This is a genomic window from Paraglaciecola sp. (assembly GCF_039942875.1).
GTDB lineage: Bacteria > Pseudomonadota > Gammaproteobacteria > Enterobacterales > Alteromonadaceae > Paraglaciecola.
Genome location: NZ_JBDVBQ010000056.1, coordinates 153758 through 164340, shown reverse-complemented (window position 1 = coordinate 164340; position 10583 = coordinate 153758). Strand labels below are relative to the sequence as shown.

Sequence of the window (10583 nt, the reverse complement as noted above, 5' to 3'; positions counted from 1 at the left end):
TTAAGAGGGATAAAACGTGGCATCACCAAGGCTCCTTTGCCTAATTGATAATACCTATTTGATCACAAACAGTGATCTGTGGAAAGTAAAATGCGAACAAAAAACAAACTATTTTAGGGTTTTTCTACAGCCTCAACGCCCAATTAACGGGCAAAAAATAGTTGGCTAAAATAAGTGAACGGAGTGAACAAAAAGCCAACTGTTTTTTGTCCCTGTTTAATTACTTGTTATGTTTTGATCTGTTAACTAAATAATGTAGTCCCGTAAAAATTATTATCGGTGGCGTCATTAAAAAAATCCATTTTAGAATACCTTTTAAGTCAGTGCCGATAGACTCTAATGTCTTGGTGTTTTTATAATCATGATTGTAGGTAATGGCATGCGAAATTAAATTAGTACCTATAGCAGCTGAAATAAACGGAATAATGAGTATCGCCACGGTATATTGAGAGTTGAGGTGACTAGCATCAGAGCTATTATCAACCATTGAAGGAATTAACGCCTGTACATCCAAAAAAATCCCTAAGAACAATGCTGAAGTAGCTATTAGAATTACACCGGTCAAAACATCCAACCAACGAGGAGTGTTTTGATGCCTTACTAGTAACAACAAAATAAAAGACAATGTTGCAAATATACAACAAAGCCAAAATAAACCAGTACTCAAGACTTCCATGTGACTCCTTAAAAACATAACGCTTCACATATGGGGCGCAGGCTTGCTGGCTATAATTGCGAAGAATGAGCCGAGCCAGCGAGTATGTGTCCCAATGAGCGTAGTGAATGAACATAATGTGTTTGTTATATGCATGCTGCTTGTAGTTCCTGTTGTAGTTTTGTATTTTCACACCCAAATACATCAATTCCAATAACTTTATGTGTATTCGAATAGCAAACCATAACAGTATGCTTTTTGCTACCGCTTGGGAAAGTATCCTCAATAATATCGCTGACAAAACCTTCAAAGTTGACCGTAAAAGCCGAATCATCAGAGGCTAATGACTCGCATGATTTGATTAAACAACTGTCAAGCTGACTTGCAAACTCTATCTCACCATCTTTTAAAAGAGAATTCTTAGCCTCTTTGTAAAGTTGCGGAAGTATTTCTTTAAACACAGAAGTTCACTTGCATATAACACCTTGCATAAGCGGTTTCGTGACGTTCTTCCACAAAATCCGTCCTCATGCTTTTGTTATATATTGCCATCGACCGATCTCCATCTTAGGTAAAAATACATTGTTGGTAACAAAAATGAACTCAACGCTATAGTGCTAACTATCAAATAAAGAAACGCTGTAATAGCCCCCATTTCGAGCTCAATATTTGTGATGTAAGCAAACGAAATAGAAATTACAAACGTCAAAACAGTTAACCTTTTGGCTGGGATTTTCACCCGAGAGTTAAACCAAACGTTAGGCATTGATAGAATCACCCATGCTGGCGCTAAACTGATAAACGCAAGTACAACCATTCCCGCTATAAATATTATGACCATTCTTACGTATTCCAATGAATATTCGCAACATATAACGCTTTTTATAAATGGCGCGCGTTTTTTGCGCGTCCAGTGAAGGCCGTTGTTTGGCCGTAACGATATTTAATAAACTTGTTATACGTTGCTATATTTCGCCAATATTTCACTGCAAGCAGCGTGTACTTGCGTTGAATAATACTTGATAGTTTCTTGAGTTTCCCTATCCGATTTAGATAGGAATTCTTCGCTACAACGTGACCTAACTTTTTTTAGTGGCAAATGATCAGTTTCTGAAGCGATAAGCCCAAAAGTGTGGAACTCTGTTTCCCAGCACTGACCATGAATCTCATTTCCCAAATACGACAATGCTAAGACATTATCCAAATAGTCTTCGTTGCTTGTTAACAATGCCTTTGCGAGTCCACAAGATTTTCTCTTACTCGATTCAATACTCATAATTAATGCAACGTATAACAATTTAATAGTGCGCGAACCGCGCATTTTTCTATTTACAAATCGCGCACTTTCTTAATTTACCTATTTTTACCAAATTCAGTAACACTTTGCTACCTAAAGAAAAATTTGGACTTTGAAATTTTTATGATCCCACAAAAATGCGCGATTCGCGCATTTTCCTAAATATAGGGGAAACTAAACTATACTGTATAAATAAACAGCTAAGTTGGGTGTGTAAAATGAAAACAAAATCTCCATATTTGCAGTATATAGTTGACTACATGTTAACTAGGCAATATTCATTAAGAACCATTGAAACTTATTTAAAATGGATTACCTCATTTATTCATTTTCATCAAAAACGGCACCCAAGCTCTATGGGCGATTCTGAGGTTGAAATCTATCTCGAATATTTAGTATTAACAAAAAACGTGTCTCCTCGCACTCAAGCAACGGCATTAAACTCTTTGGCTTTTTTATATAAACACATTGTTAAAAATGAATTATCTCAAAATCTAAACTTCGCTCGTTCAAAGCGACAACCTAAATTACCAGTGGTCATGACAAAAGACGAAGTAAAGCTATTAATGACAAAATTAACGAAAAGGTACTATCTAATAGCTGGGTTAATGTATGGGAGTGGTTTGCGAGTTATGGAGAGTATTCAATTACGAGTACAAGACATTGATTTTGACTACAAATGTATTCGTGTCTGGAATGGAAAAGGGAACAAACACAGGGTAGTGACATTAGCCGTTGAATTAATTCCTGCCCTTAGAAATCAAATATTACAAGTGGATGAGTACTTGAAGTTAGATCTAAAAAATGAGCAATTTTCTGGGGTTTGGATGCCTTATGCATTAGCTAAAAAATATCCTTCGGCAAATAAAACACTGGCCTGGCAATTTTTATTTCCTTCTCATAACCTCAGCAATGATCCTGAAACAGGTGAAATTAGACGACATCACTATCACCATACCTGTATTAGGAAAGCAGTTAAAGCTGCAGTTAAAGCTGCGGGATTGACCAAGCAAATTACACCTCATACGTTTAGGCATTCTTTTGCTACCCATTTATTGCAAGCTGGAGCTGATATTAGGACCGTTCAAATCCAACTTGGGCACTCAGATGTGCAAACCACACAAATTTATACGCATGTTTTGCAGCAAGGAGCCAATGGGGTAACTAGCCCTTTAAGCCACTTATAAATCAAAAAGCCTCAACGAATTTTTTCTCGTTAAGGCGTCTACTTTGTAAACTTATATACTTAATCAGGTAAGGTTTCTAAGCCGCTATAGCACTCGATCACATAGTGGTTTGGCATGAAACACTCAGCCGATGATTCTTTCATCTCATGTTCAAATCGCGTTGGATAATTTTCAGTCAATAATTCTCCATCCGTTAGCTCTGGGTATATCTCATCGTAACGTTTAATTTCGGTTTGACTCACCCTGCGATGAATATGAGTACGGTTAATTTGACGTGGGTCTCGTAATCCAGCTGATGCAATAAGATCCATACACGCTCGAACCGTTTCTTTTTGATACCTTGCAATTCGGGTAGCCTTGTCACCTACCACTAAGCCTGCTTCTAAAGTTGGGTCTTGGGTAGCAATGCCTGTCGGGCATTCATTACTATTACAAACCAAAGATTGCACACATCCTAACGCCACCATCATGCCGCGCGCGCTGTTACACACGTCTGCACCCAGAGCTAAATTCCTCACTAAATGAAACCCAGTAAATACTTTGCCACTAGCGATAATTTTAATGTCTTTTTTAAGGTCAAAACCAACTAAAACATCACGTATGAATACTAATGCTTCTACTAAAGGCATGCCAACAGAGTTACTGTATTCTAAAGGCGCGGCTCCTGTCCCTCCTTCACCTCCATCTACGGTAATAAAGTCTGGTTTGATATTGGTTTCAACCATCGCTTTACAGATAGCCACAAATTCACTTTTACGCCCTACAGATAATTTAAACCCTACTGGTTTTCCACCAGATAAATCACGAAGTTTTTGAATAAACACCATCATTGCAAGAGGTGTTTTAAATGCATTATGAGCAGGGGGTGAGTCCACTCTAGTGCCCGGCTTAACGGCTCGGATTTCAGCTATTTCAATAGTATTTTTATCTGCCGGTAAAATACCACCATGACCTGGCTTAGCCCCTTGAGATAATTTTATTTCGATCATTTTAACATTATCTTTAGCCGCCATTTTCGCGAATAAATCATCACTAAATTTGCCATTTTCATCACGACAGCCAAAGTACCCTGTGCCAATTTGCCACACAAGATCCCCTCCGTGCTGCAAATGATATGGGCTAACACTACCTTCTCCAGTGTTATGATAGAAATCTCCCAATTTAGCACCTTTATTCAGTGCTTGAATCGCGTTACCACTTAAAGAGCCAAAACTCATAGCAGATACATTAAAAATGCTGGCTTGGTATGGTTTCTTACAAGCTGGCCCACCAATTTTCACCCTTGGGTATATGGCATGGGTATCAAGATGAATCGCTGCCATAGAGTGACCTATCCACTCATAACCCACTTGGCGAGTGTCTAACTTAGTACCATAAGGTACGGTATCTTTTTGGCCCTTAGCTCTTTGATAAATAACCGAACGAAACATACGGTTAATGGGCACGCCATCTGTCTCTGACTCAAAAAAGTATTGGCGTACAAATGGCCTTAGAAACTCCATGACCCAACGGCCACGCCCCACCACAGGAAAGGTTCGCCAAAGCGCGTGCTTGGTTTGATACATATCGTAAATACCTGTTGCCGTAACAGGTAATAGAATTAGAACTGACCACAATAAGCCAGGCCAAATAAAACTCAATAGAATGACAAAGAACCAAGTTAACACGACACCTTTTACAAACCACCTACGCATATTAATGACCCTATTTGAGTAAAAATCCGAATATTATCTATTTGAAATATATAGAAAAGTTAGTCTATCGATATTTTTCAGTCGTAACTAGTGTTAATTACCAACGGGCCGTTAGTCTTTCATACATGTTGTTGATGTGAAAAACTACAAAAGTAAGAGGTAAGTTAAGTTTGGCTAAAGCTGCCAGTTGATACAAAAATGCCCTTGGCTTTCGAGAATAGAATTCGTTTTTGAAAAGTGTTTACAGCCAAAAAAGCCTCGATATGCAGACAAGGGAGATGGGTGTGGGGCATGTAAAACATGATGTTTTTGAGTGTCTATCATCGCGCCTTTTTTCTGAGCATGGCTGCCCCACAATAAAAACACTAGGCCCTGTTTTTGTTGGTTTAATTGGGTAATGACGTGATCGGTAAATGGCTCCCAGCCTATTTTAGCATGTGAATGGGCCTTACCTTGCTCAACGGTTAAAACCGTATTCAGCAGTAATACGCCCTGCTCTGCCCAAGCATTTAAACAACCATGCTCAGGAATTCTAAAGCCTTCGATATCTGTAGCTAACTCTTTGTATATATTAACCAGCGAGGGAGGTGTTTTAATACCCGGTAAAACGGAGAAGCTTAAACCATGAGCCTGGTTGGGGCCGTGATATGGGTCTTGCCCTAAAATCACTACCTTTACTTTGTTAAGCTCAGTTAAAGAGAATGCCTTGAATACATCTTGTGATGGTGGGTAAATAGTCTTACCAGCAGCTCGCTCATTTTCAACATATTGAATCATATCTTGAAAATAAGGTTGCTGCTGTTCTTGAGCTAAGACATCGGCCCACTTTGACATAACTTGAGTTTACCCAAGTAAGGCCAATAAATGGGCTTTTAGGGCCTCATAGTCTGCTGGCAATTCAGCTGACAAACCTTCTTTACCAGCACAATCAACTAAAGGCTGTGGCAAGCTGATAGGTTGACCTAGTACATTTTCAACTGTCTCTCTGAACTTAGCGGGATGCGCTGTCCCTAAGAAAATACCTGTTTGGCCTTCTTCAAGTTTTCTAGTCAATGCTTTATACGCTATCGCAGCATGGGGCTCACTCACGTAGCCCAGTTGCGCTAATTGGCGCATCGCCACTTGGGTATAGTCTTCATCAACGGTATCGCCCGAGATAACAGACTTATCAAGATATCCCTGCTCGATAATCGCTTCAATACGAGGCCAATTATTAGGCTGACTAACATCCATAGCGTTAGACATAGTGGCTATAGTATCTTTTGGAGCCCATTCACCCGTTTTTAAATAACGTGGCACAGTGTCATTTAGATTAGTTGCCGCAACAAAGTGCTTCACCGGTAATCCCATTACTTTAGCAATCAAGCCAGCGGTTAAGTTTCCAAAGTTACCACTTGGAACTGAAATCACTAAGTCTTGACGTTCTTCTTCAGAAAGTTGAGAAACGGCTTCAAAGTAATAACAAACTTGAGCAGCTAAGCGACTGATATTAATAGAGTTTGCAGAGTTTAGGTGTAAACCGTCTCTTACATCTGGATCATCAAAGGCAGACTTTACTAATTGCTGACACGCATCAAAGTCATCTTCGATGGCGACCGTATGAATATTGCCACCTAAGGTAGTGAATAACTTTTCTTGTAGCTGGCTAATCTTGCCTTTTGGATACAGAATGACAACATTAATGTTATCTATACCATGAAATGCATGGGCTACAGCAGCACCGGTATCACCTGATGTTGCCGTTAATATAGTAATTGGCTCACCGTTAGATATGGCGGTTAAGCACTGGGCCATAAAGCGGCCACCAAAGTCTTTAAACGCCAGAGTAGGACCATGAAACAATTCTAAACTGTAAACATTGTCTGTGACTTTTGCTAAAGGCGCGTCAAAAGCAAACGCTTTTGTAACTATGCTAGCAACTGTTTCTCGGGGTAATTCGTCACCGATCAACGTGCTTAATATTTCGATGCTTCTGTCAACAAATGGCATCGCCAGTATTGCGTCTATATCTTCGAATGTTGGTAGTGCTTTAGGAAAATACAAACCTTGGTTTTTTCCTAAGCCTTTTTTCACTGCTTCTGCAAATGTTGCTTGGTCTGCCGCATCTTTTAGATTAACAAGTTCCACTTTTAATACCTTTGTTTTCCAATATCAACACACTCAATTTCTATGGTGTTTATTTATTGTTACCGCACCTTTATGACACGGTTTGGTTTTTAACAATGACGCGATGTTGCGCCGTTTTGGTCTAATTGACAAATATGACTAAAGCCGGTGTCATTTTGAATATAATTGTCAGTTAACCACTGATTAATTTTTTCTGCATTTTGTAGGTTATCACAAACCGCGAATACCGTTGGTCCTGAGCCTGAAATACCAAAGGCTAATGCGCCATTTTGCTCAGCAAAAGCTCGAGACTCATCAAACTTAGGCAACAAGGACTTACGGTAAGGTTCGGCGATAACGTCTTGCATCATAGCAGCGGCAAGCTCTTCATCTTTACGATATAAAGCATCCGTAAATACGGCCAATTGACGCCCAAATTTAATGGTGTCAGCCATAGGAACTTGCTTAGGAAGGATGTCTCGGGCCGCGGCCGTTGACACACTAATACCAGAGTAACAAGACACCCAATACCAATGTTTAAAACAAGGTAACTGCAATGCAACTTGGTCTTTGTGTTCGGCCATGAGAACCAGGCCACCTAAAAAACAAGGAGCGACATTATCGTAATGAATACTGCCACTAATTTGGCCTTCTAGCTCTCCCATTACCAATAGCAGTTCGTTATCAGTGAAAGGCGCTTTACCTAAGTATTCAGTAAAAAACTGATTCAAAGCATGCAACGCTGCCACAATAGAACTAGCACTTGAGCCTAAACCACTACCAATGGGTAAGTGCTTATGCAACACCATTTTTAAAGCAGGGATCGCACTCGCCTTATGACCTTGTTGCGCTAAGACTTTTATAAAGTGCTGATAACAGCGGGTCACTATATTGCTATCTGCGTCTGGTGGTAATTTATCAGCAAAACGACCTTTAACTTCTAAGCTAAATTGCTCTGCGATTTCAACTTCAACTTCATCCCCTAATAAACTACCGTCAATGGGTTTAAGAGCTGCACCTAGCAAGTCAAAACCAAGGCTGACATTACCAATTGATGCAGGGGCATAAGCGACTAGCTTTGATTTATTCATATTTGAGTCTGACATTATACTGATTGTTTCCAAGGCATAGTGCGCATTACATCAGCAAACACACCTGCAGCCGTTACTGCGGCACCGGCACCATATCCACGTATAACATATGGAATCGGCTGATAATAACGACTGTGAATAGCTAAAGCGTTTTCACCTTCTTTTACCATATACAGTGGATGGGACTCATCTACCGCTTCGATGCTCACCACACATTTACCATGGTCGATTGACCCCACGTATCTAAGCACTTTACCTTCATTCTTTGCCGCTTCAACTCGCTTAGCGAAAGCCGCGTCTATTTCTGGAAGGTTAGTCATAAACGTTTCAATGCTGCCACTAGCATCAAATGATGTAGGTAATACCGGCTCAATAGTGATGTCTTCTAACTCTAACTTCATGCCGGCTTCACGAGCCATGATAAGTAATTTTCTGGCAACGTCCATGCCGCTTAAGTCATCACGAGGATCTGGCTCGGTAAAGCCATTCTTTTTGGCGATTTCCGTAGCTTGCGACAAGCTTAAACCTTCGTCCAATTTACCAAATACAAATGACAGAGACCCAGATAAAATGCCTTCAAACCTGACCAGTTCATCACCCGCGTCAAACAGATGTTGTAAATTATCGATAACAGGTAGCCCAGCACCTACAGTGGTTTCATACAAAAACTGACGATTGGTTTGTTTACTTGTTTCTCTTAACAACTCATAGAATTCATAGCTTGCTGTGTTTGCCTTTTTGTTAGGGGTGACAACATGAAAACCACTTTGCATCATATCTGGGTACTGCTCGGCAATAACAGAGCTACTGGTACAATCGATAATAACAGGGTTCACTAAGCTGTTGTCATGCACAAAGTCAGTTAAAGCTTGAGTTGAAAACGGTGTTTCACTTTGGTTTAAAGAGTCTTCCCAAGGAGAATTTAAGTCGACACCGCCAGCTTGCAGCAGTAGTTTTTTACTGTTGGCAATACCGTAAACATTTAAGCTGATATTGCGCTCCAATAATGAGGCTTGTTGACGAGATATTTGCTCTAGCAACTCTTTACCAACACTACCACAGCCCACTAAGAAGGCATCGATGGCATGCAAGTTAGAGAAAAAGTTTAAGTGCACCACTTTAACTGCTTTTTTAGCTTTAGCCGCTTCAATAACAGTAGAGATTGAACGTTCAGAAGACCCTTGGGCAATCGCGACGTTATTCACCCTTGCTTGAGAAAGAGAACTAAAGAACTTAGCCGCTAAACCTTTAGAATGACGCATGCCGTCACCGACCAAAGTAACAATAGCTAAGTCGTGACGCACTTCAATGGGATCAAGGAGTTGATTACTTAGCTCTAATGCAAATGAATCCTCTAATAAGTCCAAGGCTCTATCGGCGTCTTTACTATGAATACAAAAGCTAATGCTATATTCAGATGAAGACTGAGTTATCAAGCTGATAGAAACGTTAGCATTAGACATGACTTCAAATACACGGCTCGCCATACCTACCATGCCTTTCATACCTGGACCTGCGACATTAAACATAGTCATATCATCTAGGTGAGAGATCCCTTTAACGCTAGTCCACTTAGTACTCGCTTCGTTACTAATGAGGGTACCTGGAGCGGCTGGGTTCAAAGTATTGCGGATTAAACAAGGTATGTGGTGCTGTGCTATTGGGCCAATCGTTTTAGGGTGTAAAACTTTAGCGCCAAAATAGGATAGCTCCATGGCTTCTTGGTAAGTGAGCTTATCTAGAAGTACCGCTCCATCTACTTGATTAGGATCGGCATTATAAACACCGTCCACGTCTGTCCATATTTCGCAGCACTCAGCATCAATACACGCAGCTAAAATAGCAGCAGAATAATCAGAACCATTACGCCCTAACGTGACTTTTTCACCCGCTTCATTTACCGCAACAAAACCAGGCATAATAAGAACATCTTTACCTGAGTTATCAACATCACTAAAGCGTGCTTTACTGGCAGAAACATCGGCTATGCTGTCTAGGTAATCACCTTCAGCAATGATGTAGTCAACTGGGTCGATAATCGTGTTACTTTGGCCAATCGCATTTAAGATTTCACTGAAAATATTAACACTTACATATTCGCCTACGCTTAAGACTCTAGCGACAACTTGCTCTGGGGCACATTGTAACAGCGCAAAACCTTCTAAATGTTGATTTAACTCATTTAAGGTTTTTTGAACAAACTCAGATAATTTAGTAGAAGTGAAATTCGGCACATTCTCTTGTAAGTCATCTAGAATGCCAAACAGCACCATGTTTAATTTAGCAAACAATTCACCATAATCTTTGCCCGCTGCAGCTTCTTCACAAAGTAAAGACAAGGCATTGGTGACACCTTTAGGAGCAGATAAAACAACTGCTGCGCCAGTTTCGGTGTGGCAAGACATACTAATGTCTTTTACTCTTAAGTAACGTTCTGCATCAGCAAGAGACGATCCACCAAACTTCAACACCTTCATTTTGTACTCCTCAATCTTTACTTAGCTATGTTTATATTTTTATTCGCTTTTCACAAAGCCTAATAACAAAAAAGCC

The 10583-nt window shown here is 40.1% G+C and carries 8 protein-coding genes; 1 reads left to right on the top strand and 7 read right to left on the bottom strand.

Going from position 1 to position 10583, the window contains the following annotated elements; translation table 11 throughout:
* Nucleotides 1-220 precede the first annotated feature (220 nt).
* Together ABJE44_RS20370 and ABJE44_RS20365 are read right to left on the bottom strand one after the other, a co-directional pair.
* Entirely contained in the window at nucleotides 221-676 is a 456-nt protein-coding gene (locus ABJE44_RS20370; RefSeq protein ID WP_348112022.1) for a hypothetical protein, read from the bottom strand.
* Nucleotides 677-801: 125 nt separating this feature from the next.
* Nucleotides 802-1116, bottom strand: a complete 315-nt coding sequence (locus ABJE44_RS20365) for a hypothetical protein (RefSeq protein ID WP_348112023.1) — start codon at nucleotides 1114-1116, stop codon at nucleotides 802-804.
* A 1054-nt stretch (nucleotides 1117-2170) separates the two neighbouring features.
* On the opposite strand from ABJE44_RS20365, the gene ABJE44_RS20360 reads away from it, so the two are divergent.
* A complete protein-coding gene (locus tag ABJE44_RS20360) occupies nucleotides 2171-3139 on the top strand; it encodes an integron integrase (protein WP_348112024.1) in 969 nt (322 codons plus the stop codon).
* Nucleotides 3140-3198: 59 nt separating this feature from the next.
* On the opposite strand, the gene ABJE44_RS20355 is transcribed toward ABJE44_RS20360, so the two are convergent.
* The 5 genes from ABJE44_RS20355 to thrA all read right to left on the bottom strand — a co-directional run bounded on the left by ABJE44_RS20355 (nucleotide 3199) and on the right by thrA (nucleotide 10507).
* Entirely contained in the window at nucleotides 3199-4833 is a 1635-nt protein-coding gene (locus ABJE44_RS20355) for an FMN-binding glutamate synthase family protein (protein ID WP_348112025.1), read from the bottom strand.
* A gap of 174 nt (nucleotides 4834-5007) precedes the next feature.
* Nucleotides 5008-5667 carry a uracil-DNA glycosylase gene (ung, locus tag ABJE44_RS20350; RefSeq protein ID WP_348112026.1) on the bottom strand — a complete coding sequence of 220 codons (660 nt, stop codon included), beginning with the start codon at nucleotides 5665-5667 and terminating at the stop codon, nucleotides 5008-5010.
* A 9-nt stretch (nucleotides 5668-5676) separates the two neighbouring features.
* A complete protein-coding gene (gene thrC, locus ABJE44_RS20345; RefSeq protein WP_348112027.1) occupies nucleotides 5677-6960 on the bottom strand; it encodes a threonine synthase in 1284 nt (427 codons plus the stop codon).
* Nucleotides 6961-7049: 89 nt separating this feature from the next.
* Nucleotides 7050-8045 (bottom strand): homoserine kinase, encoded by a 996-nt coding sequence (gene thrB, locus ABJE44_RS20340; protein WP_348112028.1) that lies wholly within the window; start codon nucleotides 8043-8045, stop codon nucleotides 7050-7052.
* Nucleotides 8045-10507, bottom strand: a complete 2463-nt coding sequence (gene thrA / locus ABJE44_RS20335) for a bifunctional aspartate kinase/homoserine dehydrogenase I (protein WP_348112029.1) — start codon at nucleotides 10505-10507, stop codon at nucleotides 8045-8047. Before thrA ends, thrB begins: the two co-directional genes overlap by 1 nt.
* Between the last annotated feature and the right edge of the window lie 76 nt (nucleotides 10508-10583).